20 protein-coding genes are annotated in these 20500 nt (G+C 67.8%); 12 read left to right on the top strand and 8 right to left on the bottom strand.

Translation table 11 applies throughout. From position 1 onward, the window contains the following. Positions 1-21 precede the first annotated feature (21 nt). The 5 genes from ACQR0W_RS09675 (at position 22) to ACQR0W_RS09655 (ending at position 3235) form a co-directional block, all read left to right on the top strand. Positions 22-600, top strand: a complete 579-nt coding sequence (locus tag ACQR0W_RS09675; RefSeq protein ID WP_316186447.1) for an NADPH-dependent FMN reductase — start codon at positions 22-24, stop codon at positions 598-600. A 6-nt stretch (positions 601-606) separates the two neighbouring features. After that, the gene (gene pyrF / locus ACQR0W_RS09670) at positions 607-1338 is read left to right on the top strand and encodes an orotidine-5'-phosphate decarboxylase (RefSeq protein ID WP_316186448.1); all 732 of its coding nucleotides are present in this window, start codon (positions 607-609) and stop codon (positions 1336-1338) included. Positions 1339-1371: 33 nt separating this feature from the next. Next, positions 1372-1674: a DUF1330 domain-containing protein gene (locus ACQR0W_RS09665; RefSeq protein ID WP_315716832.1), complete on the top strand. Its 303-nt coding sequence runs from the start codon at positions 1372-1374 to the stop codon at positions 1672-1674. Positions 1675-1768: 94 nt separating this feature from the next. Then, positions 1769-2587 (top strand): 4-hydroxy-tetrahydrodipicolinate reductase, encoded by an 819-nt coding sequence (gene dapB / locus ACQR0W_RS09660; protein ID WP_315716833.1) that lies wholly within the window; start codon positions 1769-1771, stop codon positions 2585-2587. A 24-nt stretch (positions 2588-2611) separates the two neighbouring features. After that, the gene (locus tag ACQR0W_RS09655) at positions 2612-3235 is read left to right on the top strand and encodes a 2,3-bisphosphoglycerate-dependent phosphoglycerate mutase (RefSeq protein ID WP_316183676.1); all 624 of its coding nucleotides are present in this window, start codon (positions 2612-2614) and stop codon (positions 3233-3235) included. Positions 3236-3838: 603 nt separating this feature from the next. On the opposite strand, the gene ACQR0W_RS09650 is transcribed toward ACQR0W_RS09655, so the two are convergent. Then, positions 3839-4738: a bifunctional helix-turn-helix domain-containing protein/methylated-DNA--[protein]-cysteine S-methyltransferase gene (locus tag ACQR0W_RS09650; protein WP_316186620.1), complete on the bottom strand. Its 900-nt coding sequence runs from the start codon at positions 4736-4738 to the stop codon at positions 3839-3841. A 320-nt stretch (positions 4739-5058) separates the two neighbouring features. After that, a complete protein-coding gene (locus ACQR0W_RS09645; RefSeq protein ID WP_316186449.1) occupies positions 5059-5592 on the bottom strand; it encodes a DUF2244 domain-containing protein in 534 nt (177 codons plus the stop codon). A 22-nt stretch (positions 5593-5614) separates the two neighbouring features. Between ACQR0W_RS09645 and nth the strand changes: the two genes are divergently transcribed. The 4 genes from nth (at position 5615) to ACQR0W_RS09625 (ending at position 9820) form a co-directional block, all read left to right on the top strand. Beyond that, positions 5615-6439: an endonuclease III gene (gene nth / locus ACQR0W_RS09640; RefSeq protein WP_315825679.1), complete on the top strand. Its 825-nt coding sequence runs from the start codon at positions 5615-5617 to the stop codon at positions 6437-6439. A gap of 209 nt (positions 6440-6648) precedes the next feature. Then, positions 6649-7701, top strand: coding sequence for a type III polyketide synthase (locus ACQR0W_RS09635; protein ID WP_315716837.1), 1053 nt, complete (start codon positions 6649-6651; stop codon positions 7699-7701). Then, positions 7698-8204, top strand: coding sequence for an isoprenylcysteine carboxyl methyltransferase family protein (locus ACQR0W_RS09630; RefSeq protein ID WP_315716838.1), 507 nt, complete (start codon positions 7698-7700; stop codon positions 8202-8204). The genes ACQR0W_RS09635 and ACQR0W_RS09630 overlap by 4 nt, the downstream gene beginning before the upstream one ends. Then, entirely contained in the window at positions 8201-9820 is a 1620-nt protein-coding gene (locus ACQR0W_RS09625) for a DHA2 family efflux MFS transporter permease subunit (RefSeq protein ID WP_316186450.1), read from the top strand. The genes ACQR0W_RS09630 and ACQR0W_RS09625 overlap by 4 nt, the downstream gene beginning before the upstream one ends. Here ACQR0W_RS09625 and ACQR0W_RS09620 read toward each other — a convergent pair. Together ACQR0W_RS09620 and ACQR0W_RS09615 are read right to left on the bottom strand one after the other, a co-directional pair. Next, a complete protein-coding gene (locus tag ACQR0W_RS09620; RefSeq protein ID WP_316186451.1) occupies positions 9758-10510 on the bottom strand; it encodes a sulfate transporter family protein in 753 nt (250 codons plus the stop codon). The genes ACQR0W_RS09625 and ACQR0W_RS09620 overlap by 63 nt on opposite strands. Before the next feature lie 76 nt (positions 10511-10586). Then, positions 10587-13055 carry a heavy metal translocating P-type ATPase gene (locus ACQR0W_RS09615; RefSeq protein ID WP_316186452.1) on the bottom strand — a complete coding sequence of 823 codons (2469 nt, stop codon included), beginning with the start codon at positions 13053-13055 and terminating at the stop codon, positions 10587-10589. On the opposite strand from ACQR0W_RS09615, the gene ACQR0W_RS09610 reads away from it, so the two are divergent. After that, positions 13054-13311 (top strand): hypothetical protein, encoded by a 258-nt coding sequence (locus tag ACQR0W_RS09610; RefSeq protein ID WP_316166386.1) that lies wholly within the window; start codon positions 13054-13056, stop codon positions 13309-13311. The genes ACQR0W_RS09615 and ACQR0W_RS09610 overlap by 2 nt on opposite strands. 15 nt (positions 13312-13326) lie before the next feature. Next, positions 13327-13602 (top strand): metal-sensitive transcriptional regulator, encoded by a 276-nt coding sequence (locus ACQR0W_RS09605; protein ID WP_315716843.1) that lies wholly within the window; start codon positions 13327-13329, stop codon positions 13600-13602. 12 nt (positions 13603-13614) lie between these two features. Here the strand turns inward: ACQR0W_RS09605 and ACQR0W_RS09600 are convergent, their stop codons facing one another. Then, positions 13615-14592 (bottom strand): YiiX/YebB-like N1pC/P60 family cysteine hydrolase, encoded by a 978-nt coding sequence (locus ACQR0W_RS09600; RefSeq protein WP_315716844.1) that lies wholly within the window; start codon positions 14590-14592, stop codon positions 13615-13617. Positions 14593-14784: 192 nt separating this feature from the next. Here ACQR0W_RS09600 and ACQR0W_RS09595 point away from each other — a divergent pair, with 192 nt between their 5' ends. Then, positions 14785-16197: a flavin monoamine oxidase family protein gene (locus ACQR0W_RS09595; protein ID WP_316170009.1), complete on the top strand. Its 1413-nt coding sequence runs from the start codon at positions 14785-14787 to the stop codon at positions 16195-16197. Between the two features lie 137 nt (positions 16198-16334). Here the strand turns inward: ACQR0W_RS09595 and ACQR0W_RS09590 are convergent, their stop codons facing one another. The 3 genes from ACQR0W_RS09590 to pheT are packed head-to-tail and all read right to left on the bottom strand — an operon-like array spanning position 16335 to position 20494. Beyond that, positions 16335-17279 (bottom strand): MBL fold metallo-hydrolase, encoded by a 945-nt coding sequence (locus ACQR0W_RS09590; RefSeq protein WP_315750484.1) that lies wholly within the window; start codon positions 17277-17279, stop codon positions 16335-16337. A 33-nt stretch (positions 17280-17312) separates the two neighbouring features. After that, positions 17313-18089 (bottom strand): sulfite exporter TauE/SafE family protein, encoded by a 777-nt coding sequence (locus tag ACQR0W_RS09585; RefSeq protein WP_315750483.1) that lies wholly within the window; start codon positions 18087-18089, stop codon positions 17313-17315. Then, complete coding sequence (gene pheT, locus ACQR0W_RS09580; protein WP_316166384.1) at positions 18086-20494, bottom strand: phenylalanine--tRNA ligase subunit beta; 2409 nt, start codon at positions 20492-20494, stop codon at positions 18086-18088. The genes ACQR0W_RS09585 and pheT overlap by 4 nt, the downstream gene beginning before the upstream one ends. Positions 20495-20500 lie beyond the last annotated feature (6 nt).

The raw sequence follows: 20500 nt of genomic DNA, 5'->3' as shown, positions 1-20500 counted from the left end.
GGGTCGTTGACCGACCTCACGATGTCAGCGCTGAAGATGCTCATCATCCCCGGTTCGACCCGAGCCGGCTCGCACAACGCGAAGCTCGCCGCGGCCGCCGCCTATCAGTTCGTGCAGGCCGGCGCCGACATCACCCGCATCTCGCTCGCCGACTTTCCGCTGCCGATCTACGACGCCGACCTCGAGGCGCAATCGGGCATTCCACTTCACGCCGTGAATCTGACGCGCATGATCGGCGTCCATCATGCCGTGCTGCTGGTGACGCCGGAATACAACGCCTCGGTGCCGCCGCTGCTGACCAACGCCATCACCTGGATCTCGCGCGTCGACGAGCCGCCGGGCAGCCGCGGCGCGGTGTTCCGCAACAGGCCGTTTGCGATCGCCGCCGCCTCCGAGAACCGCTTTGGCGGCATCCGCGCCCTTGCCGCGTTGCGTCTGATGCTGACGGCCTGCAACGCGACGGTGATCCCGAGCCAGCTTGCGCTGGCCTTCGCCGACAAGGCCTACAACGACATGGACCGGCTCAAACTGCCCGCCGACATCACGGCGCTCGACGCGCTGGTGCGGGAGCTGGTCGCAACAGCGCAACATACGATGTGAGGTGACATGCCGACCGAGATTGCTCCCCGCGACCGCCTGATCGTGGCGCTCGATTTGCCGAGCGTGGCGGAGGCCGAAGCCATGATCGCACAGCTCGGCGACGCCGTGACGTTCTACAAGATCGGCATGGAGCTGACCTATGCCGGCGGCCTCGGTCTCGCCGAACGGCTCGCGGCCGAGGGCAAGCACGTGTTCATGGACCTCAAGCTGCACGACATCCCGAACACCGTCGAGCGCGCCACCCGGCAGATCGCCAGGCTCGGCGCGCGCTTCCTCACCGTGCACGGCTTCTCCCAGAGCATGAAGGCGGCGCTCGCCGGCGCTGCCGGCTCCAGCCTCGAGCTGCTCGCCGTCACCGTCATGACCTCCTACGACGATGCTGACCTCGCCGCCGCCGGCTACGCCATGGGTGTCAAGGAACTCGTGGCGCACCGCGCCAGGCAGGCCAAGGAGATCGGCATCCACGGCCTGATCCTGTCGCCGGAGGAGACCCAGCTCATCCGCCCGCTGGTCGGCCCTGATATGCAGCTCGTGACCCCCGGGATCCGCCCGGCGGGATCGGACGTTGGCGACCAGAAGCGCATCATGACCCCGGCGCTGGCGATCGCCGGCGGCGCCGACCGCCTCGTCGTCGGCCGTCCCGTCACCGGCGCCGCCGATCCGGCAGCGGCCGCCGAGAGCATCGTCGCCGACATCGCCAGCGCCGTCGCGCTGGTCGGCAAGACCAACCGAGCTTGAGCAAGCGCGCCAGAGTGCAAGGAGACGACAGGGATGCCCAAGGCCTATTGGATCGCGCGGATCGACGTACACAACATGGACGGCTACAAGGACTACGTCGCGCAGAACGGCGCCGTGTTCCACCAGTACGGCGCCAAATTCCTGGTCCGTGGCGGCCAGTACGAGACCAAGGAAGGCACCTCGCGCTCGCGCAACGTCGTGATCGAGTTCAAGGACTACGCGACCGCGCTGGCGTGCTACAATTCCCCTGAATACCAGCGGCTGGTGGCGATGCGCGCGCCGCATTCGCAAGGCGATCTGGTGATCATCGAGGGCTATGACGGCCCGCAGCCCTGATCGCCGCCCGCCCCGGCCACCGTCGACGTGGCCTCGCTCGGTTGCCGCCGCTATCAGCCCCGGCTATAGCCCTTGAAGGGGCAGAGGAGTTGACATGTCCAAGATGCGCTTGATCGTTGCCGGAGCCGGCGGCCGCATGGGCCGCGCCCTGGTGCGCGCGATCGCCGAGACCGACGGCGCCGTGCTGGCGGGCGCGCTCGAAGCCCCCGGCTCGGAGCTGATCGGCAAGGACTCCGGCGCCCTCGCCGGCCTGCCCGCCAACGGCATCAAGCTGTCGGGCGACCTCTGGAGCATGTCCGCCGAGGCCGACGGCATCCTCGATTTCACCGTCCCGGCCGCGACCATCGCCAATGTCGCCATCGCCGCCCAGCGCGGCATCGTCCACGTCGTCGGCACCACCGGCCTGTCCGCGTCGGACGACGCCGTCATCAGGAGCGTCACCAAGCGCGCCATCGTCGTGCAGTCCGGCAACATGAGCCTCGGCGTCAACCTGCTGGCGGCGCTGGTCAAGCAGGTGGCGAAGTCGCTCGATGCCGGCTTCGACATCGAGATCCTCGAGATGCATCACAAGCACAAGGTCGACGCGCCCTCCGGCACCGCGCTGATGCTCGGACGCGCCGCCGCCGAGGGCCGCGGCATCGCGCTCGACGAGCATTCCGCGCGCGGCCGCGACGGCATCACCGGCGAGCGCCGCAGCGGCGACATCGGCTTCGCCTCGCTGCGCGGCGGCACGGCGGCGGGCGATCACAGCGTCATCTTCGCCGGTCCCTCGGAGCGGCTGGTGCTGTCGCACCAGGCCGAGGACCGCATGATCTTCGCCCATGGCGCGCTGAAGGCGGCGCTGTGGGCCCATGGCAAGCCGCCGGGCTACTACACGATGGACGACGTGCTCGGCCTCAAGGACCTGTTCTAGTTCAACGTCGATGGAAGCGAACTGATGAGCGAACGTCTCCTGGTGCTGGTGCGCCACGGCCAGAGCGAGTGGAATCTGAAGAACCTGTTCACCGGCTGGAAGGATCCGGACCTGACCGAGCAGGGCGTGGCCGAGGCCAGGGAGGCCGGGCGCAAGCTGAAGGCGCAGGGACTGGTCTTCGACGTCGCCTTCACCTCGGTGCTGACGCGCGCCCAGCACACGCTCGACCTGATCCTGACCGAGCTCGGCCAGACCGGCCTGCCGACAGCCAAGAACCTCGCGCTCAACGAGCGCGACTATGGTGACCTCTCGGGCCTCAACAAGGACGACGCCCGCGCCAGATGGGGCGAGGAGCAGGTCCACATCTGGCGCCGCTCCTACGACGTCCCGCCGCCCGGCGGCGAGAGCCTCAAGGACACGCTCGCCCGCGCGCTGCCCTACTACGTCCAGGAGATCCTCCCCGGCGTCCTCCGCGGCCAGCGCACCCTGGTCGCCGCCCACGGCAACTCGCTGCGCGCCCTGATCATGGTGCTGGAGAAGCTGACGCCGGAAGGCATCCTGAAACGCGAGCTGGCGACTGGCGTGCCGATCATCTACCGGTTGAATGCGGATTCGACCGTGGAGTCGAAGCTGGATCTGGCGGGCTAGGACCGTCGCAAGATTCCACTGCTCATGGGTGATCGCATCCCCATGAGTTGAAGCCCAGCCCCCGCCGTATCGACGCTGCGCTCCCTCTGCCCGTTCTCAAGGGCAGAGAATTGAGAGCAGCCGAGGTGAGCCCCGCTGTCACCCTCCCCTGGAGGGGGAGGGTCGGCTCAGATGCGCGGAGCGCATGTGAGCCGGGGTGGGGTGATCTCTCCACTCGCACCGGTTTCCGCGGCTCACCCCACCCCGCTCGCCCGCTTCGCGCGCGATCGACCCTCCCCCTCCAGGGGAGGGTGAGACTGAGATCGCGGCGCCTGCCGTCGGCATCATCGAAAGTTGGCGACGTTCGCGCAGCGCAACCGCCACGATCTGCCATGCGATGGATTCCGGGCTCGTGTTGCGCACGCCCCGGAATGACAGCGGAGAGAGTGGCGCCTGACTGGAATTCGTGTCGTACGAAAAGCTGCGTAGTTTCTCAGTCGTCATGCCCCGCGAAGGCGGGGCATCCAGTACGCCGTGACGGTCGCGAGACTCGAGACGTCGGTGTTTACTGGATCGTCAGCGTTCGCGGACGGTGACAGCGAGAGTAGCAGCGGCCTCGCCGCTCTACCCCATCCCCACCTGCCCGGCCTCCCACCCGATCATCGCCTGCTTCCGGGTCAGCCCCCAATGATAGCCCGTCAGCGCGCCGCTCTTGCCGAGCGCGCGATGGCACGGCACCACGAACGAGATCGGGTTCTTTCCCACCGCCGCGCCCACCGCGCGCGAGGCTTTCGGCGACTCCAGCCGTGTCGCGATGTCCGAGTAGCAGACGGCGCGGCCCATGGGGATCTTGAGCAGGGTTTCCCAGACGCGGACCTCGAAGTCGGTGCCGATCAGGACGACGCGCAAGGGCTGGTCGGGCCGCCACAGGGTCTTGTCGAAGATGCGCTGGGCGAGGCCGGCGGTGCCGGGGACGTCTTCGATATAGGTGGCGCGGGGCCAGCGGCTCTTCATGTCGGCGAGCGCGCCAGCCTCCTCGCCGGGGTCGGCGAAGGCGAGGCCGGCGAGGCCACGCGGGGTGGCCATCACCAGCGCGATGCCGAACGGGCAGGGGTGGAAGCCGTAACGAAGCGTGGTGCCGGCGCCGCCGGTCTTCCATTCGCCGGGCGACATCGCTTCATGGGTGACGAACAGATCGTGCAGCCGGCCGGGGCCTGAAAGCCCCGAGTCGAGCGCGGCGTCGAGCACGCTGGCTGAGCTCTTCAGCAGGCCCTTGGCGTGATCGAGCGTCAGTGCCTGCATGAACGCCTTCGGCGTCAGCCCGGCCCAGCGCCGGAACAGATGGTGCAACTCGTCGGGCGTGAGGCTGGCGGCGTCGGCCATGTCCTCGATGGTCGGCTGCCGGCGCCAGTGCTCGGAGATGAACGCGATCGCGCGGCGCACCGCATCGTAGTCGCGCAGCGCGGCCGATTGTTGCGGGCCCGGCTTGGCCAGGGCGGAATCGTGAATGGCGAGGGTCATCATGATCCGGATGTAGGGCGGCCGGGGCGCGGACTCCACCCGATTTCCGATCGGGAGGCTAGGGGCGTTGCGATCGGCTTCGGCTTGAAACAGGAGTTTCCCGGCTTGCTCCGTCATTCCGGGGCATCGCGCAGCGATGAGCCCGGAATCCATAACCACGAGAAGACGTGTGAGGCGAGATGCCCACTACCCGCGTGCCCCACACAAGGTCCTGTGGGTATGGGTTCCGGGCTCGCGCTGCGCGCGCCCCGGAACGACGCCGGAGGGTGTTAGCGGCGCTTTCGCCTGGGTAGAGCTGCCCGCAGTCAGTGCCCTTGGACGCGCTACAGCGGGTTGTACACCGGCCCGCGCTTCGCGGCCTGCAGCCCGGCCGTGAGGGCCTTCGCAAAACTGGCTTTCTCCTCCGGGCCCAAAAAGCTCGCGATGGCGACGCGCTGGCCGCGCGCCACCAGGTAGAGGCGCTCGATACCGAACTCCTCGTGGGTCTCCTGGTCGAGCCGCACCCAGAGCGGGTTGAAGCGCCATTCCATGACGTGGCCCTTGTGGCTGACGCGGCGCAGGCGCAGCTCGGTCAGGGTGATCGAGACGTCCTCATAGGCGTTGGCGCGGCGGAAGTTGACCTTGAAGGCCCAGTAGATCGCGAGCGCATCCAGGCCGAAGAAGCCGAGCACCGGCCAGGCGCCCATCATGAGCGAGGCGATGCCGCCGATGAAGCTGATGGCGCAGACCACCGCCATCAGCACCAGAAAGCCGGTGCGGCTGAGCGAGCGATGCGGCGTCAGCCGGGCCGAAAACAGCTCGGGATCAGCGGCGTCGGTGCCGGTCTCCTGATACGCAAAAGCGTTGCCTGGCGTCATGGGGCCTCAGTATACCCGGATCATGGCCAAAATCACCCGCCCCCAACGCGCCAAGCCGGCGCCGGTTCGCAGCCCCTTGAAGAAGGCCGCTCCCAAGGCCGGGCCCAAGTCAGCCCCCAAGGCCGCCTCGAAACGGGCCGCCAAGAAGGCTCCGACGGCCAAGCCGAAGAGCCCTGCCCGGCCGGTCAAGACAGCGTCGAAGGCGGCCAGGCCCTGGACCCCGGCCGAGATCCGCGAGGCCTTCAGCCGCTTCGCACAGGCCAATCCGGAGCCGAAGGGCGAGCTCGAGCACCTCAACCCCTACACCTTGCTGGTGGCCGTGGTGCTGTCGGCGCAGGCGACCGACGCCGGCGTCAACAAGGCGACGCGGCCGCTGTTCGCCGTCGCCGACACGCCGCAGAAGATGATCGCGCTCGGCGAGGACAAGCTCCGCGACTACATCAAGACCGTCGGCCTCTACCGCACCAAGGCCAGGAACGTGATCGCGCTGTCGCAGAAGCTGATCAGCGAATTCGGCGGCGAGGTGCCGCGCACGCGCGCCGAGCTCGAGTCGCTGCCCGGTGCCGGCCGCAAGACCGCGAACGTCGTGCTCAACATGGCGTTCGGCGAGCACACGATGGCGGTCGACACCCATGTGTTTCGCGTCGGCAACCGCACCGGGCTGGCACCCGGCAAGACGCCGCTCGAGGTCGAGCTCGGGCTGGAGAAGGCGATCCCGGCCGAGTTCATGCTGCATGCCCATCACTGGCTGATCCTGCACGGCCGCTACACGTGCCTGGCGCGCAAGCCGCGCTGCGAGCTGTGCCTGATCAAGGACCTCTGCCGCTGGCCGGAGAAGACCGCCTGATACGTTGTGTGTGACGAACGGTTTCGCCTGAGAACGCGTTTGACAGTCACTATTGTGTCACGGCGCGACGCCGTCTCACCATGGCCGGGCCACATCGCCGCCCGCATTGGACATAAGATGACACCCGTAATCCGGGGCGATGTGAGTGGCGCGTGACGATTCCCGCGTTCTCGGACCTTTCTGCGCCGGGACGTTGAAGGATCAGCCGCATGGACAACACTGCCGCACTCGTGTCGCTCGCGACCTCGGTGCCACCGCATCAGTTTCGCCAGAACGAAGTGATGGAGGCCGCCCGCGTGGTGCTGGCGCCGCGCTTTCCGCAGTTCGACACGATGGCGAGCCTGTTCGCCAACACCGGCATCCGCCAGCGCTACGGCGTCAAGCCGATCGAATGGTACATGGAGCGGCGCGGCTGGCCGGAGCGCACCGAAGCCTATCTCGAAGGCGCCGAGGCGCTGTTCGTCGACGCGGCGAACAAGGCGCTTGCGCAGGCCGATCTCAACGCCGCCGACATCGACACCATCGTCACCGTGAGCTCGACGGGGATCGCGACGCCGACCTTGGAAGCGCGCGTCGCCGGCCGCCTGGGTTTTCGCGCGGACGTGTCGCGCGTGCCGGTGTTCGGGCTCGGCTGCGCCGGCGGCGTCTCGGGCCTGTCGATCGCCGCGCGCCTGGCGCAGGCCCGGCCCGGCACCAACGTGCTGCTGGTGACCTTCGAACTGTGCACACTGGCTGTCCGCCATGATGAGTTGACGAAGGCCAACATCGTCGCGCTGAGCCTGTTCGGCGATGGCGCGGCGGCCGCGATCCTGCGCGCCGGCGATGGCGGCGCTATCCGCGTCGAGGCGACCGGCGAGAAGCTGTGGCCCGATACGCTCGACATCATGGGCTGGAGCGTCGATCCCGAAGGTTTTGGCGTGATCTTCCAGCGCACCATTCCGGACTTCGTCACCGAGAACATGGGCCCCGCGGTCAACGAGATCCTGGACCGGATGAAGCTCGCGCCTGCCGACGTCGACCGCTTCGTCTGCCATCCCGGCGGCGCCAAGGTGATCACGGCGCTGGAGCGCGCGCTGTCGCTGGATCAGGGCACGCTGGATCATGAGCGCGAGATCATCGCCGACTACGGCAACATGTCCGCGCCGACGGTGCTGTTCGTGCTGGAGCGCGCCCGCGCCCGGGGCTTGCCGCCGCGCTCGGTGCTCACTGCGCTCGGACCTGGGTTCACCGCAAGCTGCGTTTCATTGAGGCACGCCGCATGACCTTCGCCGCCTTCGTCCTCGCCCTCGTCACCATGCAGCGGCTCGGCGAGCTCGTGCTCGCCCGCCACAACACCAAGCGCCTGCGCGCCATGGGCGCGGTTGAGGTCGGGGCGGATCATTATCCGCTGATGATCTCGATGCATGCGGCCTGGCTGGTATCGCTGTGGCTGCTCGGCGCCGACCAGGAGGTCGACCCGTGGCTCTTGAGCGGCTTCGTGCTGCTGCAGGGGCTGCGCTGGTGGGTGCTGGCGACGCTCGGTCCGCGCTGGACGACGCGCATCATCATCCTGCCGGGGGCGCCCCTCGTCACCGATGGTCCCTATCGTTACATCTCGCATCCGAACTATCTGGTGGTCGCAGCCGAGATCGCGCTGCTGCCGCTGGCGCTGCATCTGCCACTGATCGCCCTGATCTTCTCCGGCCTGAATGCGGCGGTGCTGTTCATCCGCATCCGCGCCGAATCGGAAGCACTCACCGGCATCGGCGGCGGCCAGACCGCATGAGCGCATCGGCCGCGCCGCAGGATCGTCCGAGCCTCGCCACCTGGCTCGGCTTCATCCTGATGTGCGTCGGCATGTTCATGGCGATCCTGGACATCCAGGTGGTGGCGACGTCGCTGCCGACCATCCAGGAGGCGCTCGGCATCACGCCGGAGGCGATGAGCTGGATCCAGACGGCGTATCTGATCGCCGAGATCATCGCCATTCCGCTGACCGGGTTGCTCACGCGGGTGTTCACGTTGCGCTGGCTGTTCGTCGGCGCCGTCGGCATCTTCACCGCCGCCTCGCTCGGTTGCGCGTTCAGCGGCGATTTTCACACGCTGCTGGCGTTCCGCGTGCTGCAGGGCTTCTTCGGTGGTCTCTTGATTCCCGTGGTGTTCTCCGCCGTGTTCCTGCTGTTTCCACCGCGCCTGCACGCGGTCGCGACGACGATCGGCGGCGTGGTCGCGGTGCTCGCGCCGACCATCGGCCCGGTCGTCGGCGGCTTCATCACCAACACCTGGTCGTGGCCCTGGCTGTTCCTGATCAACATCGCGCCCGGCCTCGTCGCCGCGCTGGCGACGCCCGGCCTGCTGCCGAAGCAGCGCATGGACCTCGCGGAGCTCGACAAGCTCGACCTGTTTGCGCTGCTGCTGCTCGCAGTGTCCCTGGCCAGCCTCGAGCTCGGGCTGAAGGAGGCGCCGAAGGGCGGCTGGCTGTCGTCGAACTGCATCGCGTTCCTGGTGCTGAGCGCGTCGTGCCTCACCTTGCTCGTCCAGCGCCTGCTGACCTCACCGCAGCCGATCCTGCGGCTCGGCAGCTTTCAGCGGCGGTCGTTCACGCTCGGCTGCCTGTCGAGCTTCTGTCTGGGCATCGGGCTGTTCGGCTCGGTGTATCTGATGCCGGTGTTCCTCGCCTTCGTGCGCGGCCACGATGCGTTCGAGATCGGCAAGATCATGCTGGTCACCGGCGTGGCGCAACTGATCGCCGCTCCGCTGGTGACGGCGCTGGACGGCAAGGTCGACGCGCGTCTCCTGACGGCGTTCGGTTTCGTGCTGTTCGGCTCCGGTCTGGCCGCGAGCGCGTTCCAGCCGCCGACCGCCGACTATCAGGAGATGTTCTGGCCGCAGGTGGTGCGCGGCGTCGGCATCATGTTCTGCCTGCTGCCGCCGACGCGGATCGCGCTCGGCGACCTGCCGCAGGCCGAGGTCGCCGACGCCAGCGGGCTGTTCAACCTGATGCGCAATCTCGGCGGCGCCATCGGCATCGCGCTGATCGACACCATCCTCTATGGCCGCGTCGCCATGCATGCCCAGGCGTTTCGCGACCGCCTGCTGGCCGGCGATACCGCGGCGGCCAAGGCGATCGGGCTCGCGCCGGAGCTGCTGCGCAACCGGCCGCGCGGCATCTCGGAGGAGCAGGCGATCGCCTATGTCCGGCCGCTGGTGGAGAAGGCCTCGCTGGCGCTGTGCGTCAACGAGGCCTGGTCGCTGCTCGCTGGTGTCGCGCTGCTCGGCTTCCTGCTGATCCCCTTCGCCCGCAGCAAGGCGGCGAGCCTGTCGCCGCGGATGATGGCGCTAGAGGCTGCGCAGCCGGCGCTCCGGCGACGGCTCGATCAGCTCGGGCCGCGGTCCGGATAGGCGCTTGTGCAGGTGGACCATGAAGGCCGTGCCGAACAGCGGCGTCGCCAGGTTCACGATCGGGATGGTGACGAAGGCCGCGATGATCAGCCCCGCGGTGAACACCGTGATCGCATTGTCGCGCCGCATCGCCTTGGCCTCCGCCGGCGGCCGGAAGCGCATCGCGGCGAGCTCGAAATATTCGCGGCCGAGCAGCCACGCGGTGGCGAGGAAGAAGATCACGAAGCCGGCGCCGGCCAGGAACACGAAGGGCAGGGCGACCAGATAGACCAGGATGGTGAGGCCGGCGGCCTTGAGGCCCTCGATGGTGGCGACGCCGAATGGCAGGGCGACGCCGGGGCGCTCGGCCGGATAATGCTCGCGCTCGACAAGGTCCGCGACGTCGTCGACGAACAGGCTCGCGATCACCGAGGTGATTGCCGGCATCAGCATGATGCCGCCGAACACGACGCCGAAGCCGGCGGCGATCGAGATGATCCAGGTCAGCACCTCGAGCGTGCCGTGCGAGTTCGGCCCGAGCATGGCCTCCGCCCAGCCCTCGCCGGCAGTCGCGAGCCAGGTCAGGAGCCGCTGCAGCCCGATCGCGAGCACCGTGACCAGCACCAGCGCCAGCCCGATCGAGCGCCACAGGATCGAGCGCATCGGCGGCGACAGAATTTGCGAAATCGCCTTGATGGCGGCGTCGATCATGGCGGGGTCCCTCGCTGCAAAGCCCGCGGCAGAGGTAGACATGCCGGCGGGCTTCGGCAAGTCCGCCGGCATCGTATCAAAGATCGGTCGCCCGCAGCCGCAGCGCGTTGCCGACCACGCTGACCGACGACAGCGACATCGCGGCGGCTGCGATGATCGGCGACAGCAGGATGCCGAACACGGGGTAGAGGATGCCGGCGGCGATCGGGATGCCGGCGGCGTTGTAGATGAACGCGAAGAACAGGTTCTGGCGGATGTTGCGCATCGTCGCCGCCGACAGTTTTCGCGCCCGCGCGATACCGCCGAGGTCGCCCTGCAGCAGCGTGATGCCGGCGCTCTCCATCGCCACGTCGGTGCCGGTGCCCATGGCGATGCCGACGTCGGCCGCGGCGAGCGCCGGCGCATCGTTGACGCCGTCGCCGGCCATCGCGACGATCTTGCCGCTGGCGCGCAGACGCGCGACCACGGCGCTCTTCTGCTCGGGCAGCACCTCGGCCTCGACCTCGGTGATGCCGATCTTGCGCGCGACCGCGGTGGCGGTGGTGCGGTTGTCGCCGGTCAGCATGATCACCTTGACGCCGTCGGCCGCGAGTGCCTTCAGCGCCTCCGGCGTCGACGCCTTGACCGGATCGGCGACCGCAAACAGCGCAGACGGCTTGCCGTCGACGGCCATCGTGATCACGGTGGCGCCCTCTTCGCGCAGCCGCTTGCTCTCGACGCCGAGCGTATCGGTGATGATGCCGAGCGAGGCGAGATAGGTCGCATTGCCGAGTACGATGGCCTTGCCGTCGACCTCGCCGCGCGCGCCCTTGCCGGTCGGCGCGTCGAAGTTCTTGACGTCGGCGAGCTTGATGTTGCGCTCCGCGGCATGCCGGACGATGGCCTCGGCCAGCGGATGCTCGCTGGCGCGCTCGACGCTGGCGGCCAGCCGCAGCGCGTCGGCCTCGTCGAAGCCCTGAGCGGTGACGATGCTGGTCACCTTCGGCTTGCCCTCGGTCAGGGTGCCGGTCTTGTCGACGACCAGCGTATCGACCTTCTCCATCCGCTCCAGCGCCTCGGCGCTCTTGATCAGCACGCCGGCCTGGGCGCCGCGGCCGACCCCGACCATGATCGACATCGGCGTCGCAAGACCGAGCGCGCAGGGACAGGCGATGATCAGCACGCTCACGGCGGCGACGAGGCCGAAGGCGAAGCGCGGCTCGGGACCGAACGCGTACCACGCGACGAAGGCGGCAATGGCAGCAGCGATCACCATCGGCACGAACCAGCCCGCGACCTGGTCGGCGAGGCGCTGGATCGGCGCGCGCGAGCGCTGCGCGTCGGCGACCATCTGCACGATCTGCGACAGCAGGGTCTCGCGTCCGACCTTGTCGGCGCGCATCACGAAGCTGCCGGTCTGGTTCAAGGTGCCCGCGATGACGCGCTCGCCCTCGTCCTTGGTCACCGGCATCGACTCGCCGGTGACAAGCGATTCGTCGAGCGACGAGCGGCCTTCGAGAATGATGCCGTCGACCGGCACCTTCTCGCCCGGGCGCACACGCAGGCGATCGCCGACCGCGAGCTCGGCGATCTCCACCTCATGATCGTTGCCGTCGGTGTCGAGCCGCCGCGCCGTCTTCGGCGCCAGCTGCAACAGCGCCTTGATCGCTCCCGACGTTGCTTCGCGTGCGCGCAGCTCCAGCACCTGGCCGAGCAGGACGAGAATGGTGATGACCGAGGCCGCCTCGAAATACACCGCCACCGCGCCGCCATGGCCGCGGAACGCCGGCGGAAACGCCTGCGGCGCGACGGTCGCGATCACGCTGTAGACATAGGCGACGCCCGTGCCCATTGCGATCAAGGTGAACATGTTGAGATTGCGGGTCTGGACCGATTGCCAGCCGCGCACGAAGAACGGCCAGCCGGCCCACAGCACGACCGGCGTCGCCAGCGCGAACTGGATCCAGTTCGACAGCACGGGATCGAGCAGGCCATGGCCGCCGACGAGATGTCCGCCCATCTCCAGCACGACAACGGGTGCCGACAGCACAGTGCCGATCCAGAACCGCCTGCTCATGTCGGCGAGCTCGGGATTGGGCGCATCGTCGAGGCTGACGACGTCGGGCTCCAGCGCCATGCCGCAGATCGGGCAGGTGCCTGGGCCTTCCTGGCGGATCTCGGGATGCATCGGGCAGGTGTAGATCGTGCCTGCCGGCATCTCCGGCGGCGGCTCGCGTTCGCCGAGATATTTGTCCGGCTCGGCCGCGAACTTGGTGCGGCAGCCGGCCGAGCAGAAATGGAAGGTGTGACCCTGATGGTCGAAACGATGTGTCGAGGTCGCAGGATCGACGCTCATGCCGCAGACGGGATCGATGACCGTTGCCGGGTCATGCTCATGGTGGTCATGACCGCCACAGCATGACCGAGCGGCTGCAGGCGCTGCGGCCGTCGCGAGATACTTGGCGGGATCGGCGGCGAACTTGGTGCGGCAGCCTGCCGAGCAGAAATGGAAGGTCTGCCCCTGATGCTCGAAGCGATGCTTCGAGGTCAGGGGATCGACCGACATGCCGCAGACCGGATCCGTTGCCTTCGCTGGTTCAGGCGCGGCGGGGTCCGAGCCGCCGCAGCAGCCGCCCGAAGCGCTGGCGGGCGCCGCGCCGGCACGATCGCTGCAACAACTGTCCGCGGATGCCTGTTCGTGTCCGGTTTCCACCGCGCGCGCGCGCGATCCACAGCCGCATCCGCCCTCGCCGCCCGCCGCGACGCCATGCTCGTGTCTGGTTTCCGACATCGCTCAGCCTCTTGAAACCTATACCCTGTAGGGGTATATAGGCTCCATGCGCGAGGACATCAAGACATCCTGTCAGAAACGTTTGAGTCGGATCGAAGGGCAGGTCAGGGGCCTGTCGAAAATGGTCGAGGACAACCGCTACTGCATCGACATCGTCACCCAGATCTCCGCTGTGCGGGCGGCGTTGCGCCGGGTCGAGGAGGAGATCTTGCGCGACCACGTCGCGCATTGCGTCGAGCACGCCATCGCATCGGGCGACAAGGCCGATCAACGGCAGAAGATCGCGGAGTTGATGGATGTGATCGGCCGGTCGGATCGCTGAGGTCAGCCCAGCTCAGACCGCCACCTTGTTGCGGCGGCGCGCGGTCGGACGTGGCGCGACGTTTCGTACCGGCTCGGCGACGAGAAAATGCTCGTTGACCACGAGCCGTTCGCCGAGCTTCGCAACTATTTCCTCAGCCGCAGCCTGCTGCGTCGCCTCTTCGTCAGCCGTCTCAGGAACGAGCGGCGGCGCTGTGATGGCTCCTGGAAACACGGCGAACTCGCCCGCTACCTCCGCGAGCGGCTTCTGCTTGTCGGCCCAGTGCAGGGTCGTGTAGTCGAATCCATTGACGATGGTCGGCTTGACGATCTCGAAATAGGGCGAGATGTCGAAGTCGCGCGGCATGTAGAGCGAGGAATCGCGGATGTGCAGGATCTCGCGCTTGGCGCGCCGCGATGGCGCCCGCGTGATCTTGGGCAGGATCGGGTAGCGCACCGCATCGAAGGCCTGCGCGATCAGCGCCGAGCAGATCATCTTGGTCGGATCACCCGAGCCCAGCGCGATCATGCGCCGCCGCCAGCGTTGCGGAATCGGCATCGGGATCAGATAGCGCATCAGGTCGATGATGTTCTTGGTGTCGTAGCCGAAGCCGATGCGATTGATGGCGTAGCGGCACACCGTGTGCCGGTCCTCATAGGTCAGGCCGACCGGACGGCACACACGGGTGTGATAGGCGAAATATTTCGACAGCGGCGCCGAGATCACGCCGTCGCCGACATAGGCCTCGACCAGCACATGCGGCTCGCCGTCGGGCTCGACGGCGCCATCGATCGGTCCGACATAGAGCGCGGCGTGCGACCAGGTCGACTGCGTGAGGTATTTGATGATGCCGGAGATGCGGCTGTTGCCCTCGACGAGCAGCACGTCGCCGGGCTGGACGTCCTTGCGCAGATAGTCCGGATCGCTCGGCGTGAACGGCTCATAGCCGGGGATCTCCTTCTGGAGATAGGCGGCAATCAGCTTGCCGATCTGATCAAGCACGATACCCATAACGCTCCCCGGGCGACCTTGGCCGGTCGCCGGTTTTTTCCCTTCTTCCATGATGGTCGATTGCGGTTGCAATTTGGTTCATAGTGGACGCGTTCTGCACGGTATCACGTTTACCATCCCGGTTGCCGCAGCGCGGTAGATGCGGCAAATTCGCGGGTATTCGTTTGGTTCAAAGCTTTCGGAAACCATGTCATGAATGTCACGCGCCGCGGCTTCCTCTCCGCTTCCGCGGCGCTGGCCGTGCTGCCCATCGCCGGCCGCGCCGCGCAGGCGGCTGTTCCACGCGAGGCTGACATTGTCGTGATCGGGGCGGGTGCGGCGGGAATCGCCGCGGCCCGCCGCATCGTCGCGGCCAATCGCAAGGTCGTGGTGCTGGAGGCCGCGCCGCAGCTCGGCGGCCGTTGCCGCACGGATGCAGCCACCTTCGGCGTGCCGTTCGATCGCGGCGCCCGCTGGCTGCTCAACGCCGACGGCAATCCCATCAGCAGGCTCGCGCGCGGTCTCGGACTCGATCTCGTCGCGGCTCCCGTCGGGCAGAAGATCCGCGTCGGCCGGCGCAATGCGCGGCCCGGCGAGACCGAGCAGTTCCTGGCGGGGCTGGTGCGCGCCAATCGCGCCATCGACGAGGCGGCGCGCGGCAAGCTCGATACGTCCTGCGCCGCGGCGCTGCCGAAAGATCTGGGCGACTGGACCAGCACCACGGCATTCGTGCTCGGCGCCAGCGCGACCGGGAAGGATCTCGCCGATCTCTCCGCGATGGACAAGGCGCGTGCGCAGGATCGCAGCGCGCCGCTGGCCTGCCGCCAGGGGCTGGGCACGTTCATCGCCAGGCTCGGCGAATCGTTGCCGTTGTCGCTGTCGACTCCAGCAACGCGCGTCGTGTGGGCCAACCGCGACGTCGCGGTGGAAACGCCGGCGGGGCGAATCGCGGCGCGCGCCGTCATCCTCACGGTGTCGACCAACGTGCTGACATCAGGCGCCATCAAGTTCGCGCCCGAGCTGCCCAAGCGGCAGCTCGACGCCGCCGCGAAGCTCAGCCTCGGCAGCTATGATCACATTGCGCTGATGCTCGCGGGCAATCCGCTCGGCCTGTCGCGGGACGAGGTCATCATCGAGCAGAGCAATTCCAGTCGCACAGGTCTGCTGCTTGCCAATATCGGCGGATCGTCGCTTTGTACCGTCGATGTTGCCGGCGCCTTCGGCCGCGAACTATCAGCGCAGGGCGAGGCGGCGATGGTCGACTTCGCCAGGGAGTGGATAGGCAAGCTGTTTGGAAGCGAGGCCGCCGCAGCGGTGAAGTCGTCCGCAGCGACGCGCTGGAACCTGGCGCCGGGCGTGCTCGGCGCGATGTCGGCGGCCACGCCCGGCAGCCAGGGCGCCCGCAAAATATTGGGCGAGCCCTTGGGTCCGCTGTTTCTTGCGGGAGAGGCCACGCACGAAGCGCTGTGGGGCACGGTCGACGGCGCCTGGGACTCCGGCGAGCGCGCCGCGGAAGCCGCGCTGCGCCGGATCGGCGCGATCAAGGACGCCGAACCGGAGCCGAGCAGTGAGCGGCAACGACCGCGCCGTCGTGGCAAGGTGCGCTCGGCCTCGCCGGAGGATTGACCGTCGATCCGCAAGCTCATCAGCAAGAGGGTGGGTACGGCGCAACTGCGATCTCAAGCGTGAATGGCACGGCTGCGCCTTTGCCCACCCTACGGCTGATGCAGGCGAGTTGCCGATTGAAGCACGCCCAGCCTTGGCTACACCGGCAGCTTCAATTCCATCAGGTCTTTCGCGACCACGATGCGGCCCGTGTAGTTCTTCTTCACGTCCCGCGTCCAGTCCTCGTCCGTCACTTCGGGGTCATCACCGGGCACGAAGTGGCTGAGCACCAGCACCTTCACGCCTGCAGCCGCGGCGATGCGTCCGACGTCTTCCGTGGTCGTGTGACTGTCGAGCAGGTGCTTCTTCAGCGTCGAGCCGTTCTTCGTCTTGGCGACCAGCCGATCGACCGCGGGCACATAGAGGCATTCATGCACGAGAACGTCTGCGCCCTTGGCAAACTCTGCAAGCTTCGGGTTATAGGCCGTGTCGCTCGAGAACACGATCGTGCCCTCGGGCGTCTCGAACTTGTACGCGAAGTTGTCGGTGATCGGCGGATGTGGCGTGCGGAACGCGGTCACCGTCACGTCCGCCGTCTTCAGCACGACGCCGTCCGCGTCGATATCCTTCGCGACCAGGAGTGGCCGCGGATCTGGCCGGCCTTCATCCGCGATGCGGGTGTCGACGTCGAACTTGTTGGTTTCCCAGAAGCTCCTGGTCATCGCCTCCAGGCCCTTCGGTCCGAACGACTGGATCGGCGTCGACAATCCTGCGGCCCAGGCGTTGTAGAACAGATTGCCGTATTCGAGATTGTGATCGGAATGGTGATGGCTGATCAGGATGTACTTGATCGATGGGATCGGAACCCCAGCGCTGACGAGCTGACGGCTGACGCCCATGCCGCAATCGATCACGAACGGCGTGCCGTTGACGACGACGAGATTGGCCGGATTCGAAGCGCCGACGCCGACGCGCGGGCCGCCCTTGGTGCCGAGGAAGACCATCCGCGTGCCGGTCTTCGCGCCTTGCGCGAACGCCGCGGGCGCCGCGATGGCGCCGGCCGTTCCCAGCGCGAGCTTGAGCATTGTTCGCCGATGGATCACGGTGGCCTCCCAGTCTGCTTCGTTGCAGGAAGGCTAACCCCGCCCGAGCACGCCGTCGAGGGCCGGCAGGCCGGCGATCACGGCGATTGCGATCAGCGCATAGCAGATGGCGCGGAACACCTGCTCGCTGGCGCGGCCGAACAGCGACGCGCCGAACGCGACACCGAGCGCGTAGACCGGCCCGATCAGCAGCGAAAGCTTCAGCGAATCCCAGGTGATCAGCCCGCTCATTGCGTAGCTCACCATCGCGAAGAAGTCCGATGCGCCGAAGAACAGCACGATGTTCGCCCGTGCGATCTTTGGCGGGATCGGGCGTCCCAGCCAGTAGCCGACGATCGGCGGGCCCCCGGTCTGCGCCAGTCCGCTGCAGAATCCGGAGATGCAGCCGACAACGACCGACAGCGCGGTGTACTCCCTGCCGCGATAGCGCCAGCCGGACAGCAGCAGCGCAAGCAGCCCGATCACGAAACCGGTGATGATCCAGCGGACGGTGACCGGGTCCAGCCGGCTGAGGAAATAGGTGCCCACGGGCACGCCGACCAGCGCACCCGCGACGATCACCGCGGTGGCCTTGCGGTCGGCCTCGCGCCAGGCCGGCGCCACCATCGGGGCCATCGAGACGAAATCGATCACCAGCAGCAGCGGCGCGACCAGACGGGGCGTCGCAAAGCTGCTCGCGAGCGGCATGAAGATCAGTGCTGCGCCGAAGCCGGAGAAGCCGCGCGCGGTTGCGGCAATGAAGGCGACGATCGCCAGCGCGATCGTCGCGAACAGGCTGAGATCGGCAGGGATGAGCCCGGAGAGGCTCATCCGCGCAACGTGCCGCCGGTCTTCTTGGCTACGTCGGCCGTGATCTTCGCCGCGACCGCGTCGATCTCCTCGTCGGTCATGGTCTTGTCGCGTGGCTGCAGGGTCACGGCGATCGCGATCGACTTCTTGCCGTCCTCGATGCCCTTGCCCTCGTAGACGTCGAACACGGTGACATCGGTGATCAGCTTCTTGTCGACGCCCTGCGCGGCGCGGACGATGTCGCCGGCCTTGACCTTGCGATCGACGATGAAGGCGAAGTCGCGCGACACCGGCTGGAATGCCGAGAGCTCCAGCACCGGCTTGGCGCGGGTCGGCTTCGCCTTGGCCGCCGGAATGCGATCCAGGATCACCTCGAAGGCGACCAGTGGCCCGTCCGCCTTCAGCGCCTCCAGCGTGCGCGGATGCAGCTCGCCGAAATGCCCGAGCACGTTCTGCGGGCCCATCTGGATCGTGCCGGAGCGCCCCGGATGCATCCAGGCCGGCCCGCCGGCGACGATCTGCAGCGAGGCCATCGGCGCGCCGGCCGCCGCGAGCACCGCGAGCGCATCGGCCTTGGCGTCATACGCGTTGGCCGGCTGCGATCCCGTCCAATGCCGGCCGAGTCCCTTCGCCGGCGCGATGCCGCGGCGGATGCCGCTCGCGGCCACGAACTGATCCGTGGGGCCATCGCCCTTGAAGACCTGCCCGACCTCGAAGATCGCGGCATCGCCGAAGCCGCGATCGGCATTGGCCTGCACCGTCGCGGTCAGGCCCGGCAACAGGCTCGGGCGCATGTCCGAGAGATCGGCCGCGATCGGATTGGCGAGAGCGAGCTCGGCCTTGCCGCCGCCGAACAATTCGGCGGCCGGCTTGGAGATGAATGACCACGTCACGGCTTCGACCATGCCGCGCGCGGCCAGCGCGCGCTTGGCGCGCCGCGTGCGCAATTGCAGCGGCGTCAGCACCGGCTTGCGCGGGGCGTCGCCGCGCTCGAACGGCGTCATAGGCACCTTGTCGACGCCGACGATGCGCACGACTTCCTCGACGATATCGGCCTTGCCGTGCACGTCGCTGCGCCAGGACGGCACCGCGACCTTCACGATGGGGCCGTTGCCGGCGACCACGAAGCCGAGATGCGTCAGGATCCGCCGCATCTCGGTCAGCGGCACCTCGATGCCCGCCAGCCGCTTCACCTCGGTCAACGGGAAGTCGACGATGCGGTCATCGCCGAACGGATTGCCGACGACGACAGTCTCCGACGGCGTGCCGCCACACAGGTCGAGCACGAGCTTGGTCGCCATCTCCAGGCCCGGCACCATGAAGGCCGGATCGACGCCGCGCTCGAAGCGGTAGCGCGCGTCGGAATTGATGCCGAGCTTGCGGCCGGTCTGGGCGATGTTGATCTCGTTCCACAGCGCCGATTCGATCAGCACGTCGGTGGTGCCTTCATCGCAGCCCGAAGCCTCGCCGCCCATGATGCCGGCGAGCGATTCGACGCCGGAATCGTCGGCGATGACGCACATCGAATGGTCGAGCGTGTAGGTACGGCCGTCGAGCGCGAGCAGGGTCTCGCCGTCACGCGCGCGGCGGACGACCAGATTGCCCTTCACCTTCTTGGCGTCGAACACATGCAGCGGACGCGCGCGGTCGAAGGTCATGTAGTTGGTGATGTCGACCAGCGCGTTGATCGGGCGTAGGCCGATCGATGTGAGGCGCTGCTGCAGCCACTTCGGCGACGGGCCGTTCTTGACGCCGCGCACCAGCCGCAGCGCGAAGCCCGGACACAGCTTCTCGTCCTCGACCGTGACCTTCACCGGGCAGGGGAGCTCGCCCTTCACCGGCTTGATGCCGGGATCTTTCAGCTTGCCCATGTCGGCGGCGGCGAGGTCGCGGGCGATGCCGTGCACGCCGGTGCAGTCCTGGCGGTTCGGCGTCAGGTTGATCTCGAATTGGGGATCGCCGAGCCCAGCCCATTCGGCGTAGGGGGTGCCGATCGGCGCATCCGCCGGCAGCTCCATGATGCCGTCGTGATCGTCGGAGATCTGCAGCTCGGCCGCCGAGCACAGCATGCCGCGGCTCTCGACGCCGCGGATCGTGCCGACCGACAGCGTGATGTTCTTGCCGGGGATGTAGGTGCCCGGCGGCGAGAACACCGACACCAGTCCCGCGCGCGCATTCGGCGCGCCGCACACCACCTGCACCGGCGCGCCACCGTCGCCGGTGTCGACCATGCAGACCCGCAGCCGGTCCGCATTCGGATGCTGCTCGGCGGAGACGACGCGCGCGATTTTGTACGGCGCGAGCAGCTTCGCCTTGTCCTCGAGATGCTCGACCTCGAGGCCGATCATCGTGAGCTTGTTGGCGAGCGTCTCGACCGACTCGTCGGTGTCGAGATGGTCCTTCAGCCAGGACAGCGTGAATTTCATGGCTCT

The organism is Bradyrhizobium sp. HKCCYLRH1034 (genome assembly GCF_051168375.1).
Classification (GTDB): domain Bacteria; phylum Pseudomonadota; class Alphaproteobacteria; order Rhizobiales; family Xanthobacteraceae; genus Bradyrhizobium.
This window is presented reverse-complemented; position numbering and strand designations above follow the sequence as displayed.

Bases quoted from the DNA above. Each gene is read 5' to 3' on its own strand.
- ACQR0W_RS09595 (WP_316170009.1), top strand. From the start codon at position 14,785: ATGAATGTCACGCGCCGCGGCTTCCTCTCCGCTTCCGCGGCGCTGGCC.
- ACQR0W_RS09605 (WP_315716843.1), top strand. From the start codon at position 13,327: ATGCGCGAGGACATCAAGACATCCTGTCAGAAACGTTTGAGTCGGATC.
- ACQR0W_RS09625 (WP_316186450.1), top strand. From the start codon at position 8,201: ATGAGCGCATCGGCCGCGCCGCAGGATCGTCCGAGCCTCGCCACCTGG.
- ACQR0W_RS09610 (WP_316166386.1), top strand. From the start codon at position 13,054: ATGCCGCAGACCGGATCCGTTGCCTTCGCTGGTTCAGGCGCGGCGGGG.
- pyrF (WP_316186448.1), top strand. From the start codon at position 607: ATGCCGACCGAGATTGCTCCCCGCGACCGCCTGATCGTGGCGCTCGAT.
- pheT (WP_316166384.1), bottom strand. From the start codon at position 20,494: ATGAAATTCACGCTGTCCTGGCTGAAGGACCATCTCGACACCGACGAG.
- ACQR0W_RS09665 (WP_315716832.1), top strand. From the start codon at position 1,372: ATGCCCAAGGCCTATTGGATCGCGCGGATCGACGTACACAACATGGAC.
- ACQR0W_RS09655 (WP_316183676.1), top strand. From the start codon at position 2,612: ATGAGCGAACGTCTCCTGGTGCTGGTGCGCCACGGCCAGAGCGAGTGG.
- ACQR0W_RS09635 (WP_315716837.1), top strand. From the start codon at position 6,649: ATGGACAACACTGCCGCACTCGTGTCGCTCGCGACCTCGGTGCCACCG.
- ACQR0W_RS09585 (WP_315750483.1), bottom strand. From the start codon at position 18,089: ATGAGCCTCTCCGGGCTCATCCCTGCCGATCTCAGCCTGTTCGCGACG.
- ACQR0W_RS09615 (WP_316186452.1), bottom strand. From the start codon at position 13,055: ATGTCGGTCGATCCCCTGACCTCGAAGCATCGCTTCGAGCATCAGGGG.
- ACQR0W_RS09645 (WP_316186449.1), bottom strand. From the start codon at position 5,592: ATGACGCCAGGCAACGCTTTTGCGTATCAGGAGACCGGCACCGACGCC.
- ACQR0W_RS09620 (WP_316186451.1), bottom strand. From the start codon at position 10,510: ATGATCGACGCCGCCATCAAGGCGATTTCGCAAATTCTGTCGCCGCCG.
- ACQR0W_RS09600 (WP_315716844.1), bottom strand. From the start codon at position 14,592: ATGGGTATCGTGCTTGATCAGATCGGCAAGCTGATTGCCGCCTATCTC.
- dapB (WP_315716833.1), top strand. From the start codon at position 1,769: ATGTCCAAGATGCGCTTGATCGTTGCCGGAGCCGGCGGCCGCATGGGC.
- ACQR0W_RS09675 (WP_316186447.1), top strand. From the start codon at position 22: ATGTCAGCGCTGAAGATGCTCATCATCCCCGGTTCGACCCGAGCCGGC.
- nth (WP_315825679.1), top strand. From the start codon at position 5,615: ATGGCCAAAATCACCCGCCCCCAACGCGCCAAGCCGGCGCCGGTTCGC.
- ACQR0W_RS09630 (WP_315716838.1), top strand. From the start codon at position 7,698: ATGACCTTCGCCGCCTTCGTCCTCGCCCTCGTCACCATGCAGCGGCTC.
- ACQR0W_RS09650 (WP_316186620.1), bottom strand. From the start codon at position 4,738: ATGATGACCCTCGCCATTCACGATTCCGCCCTGGCCAAGCCGGGCCCG.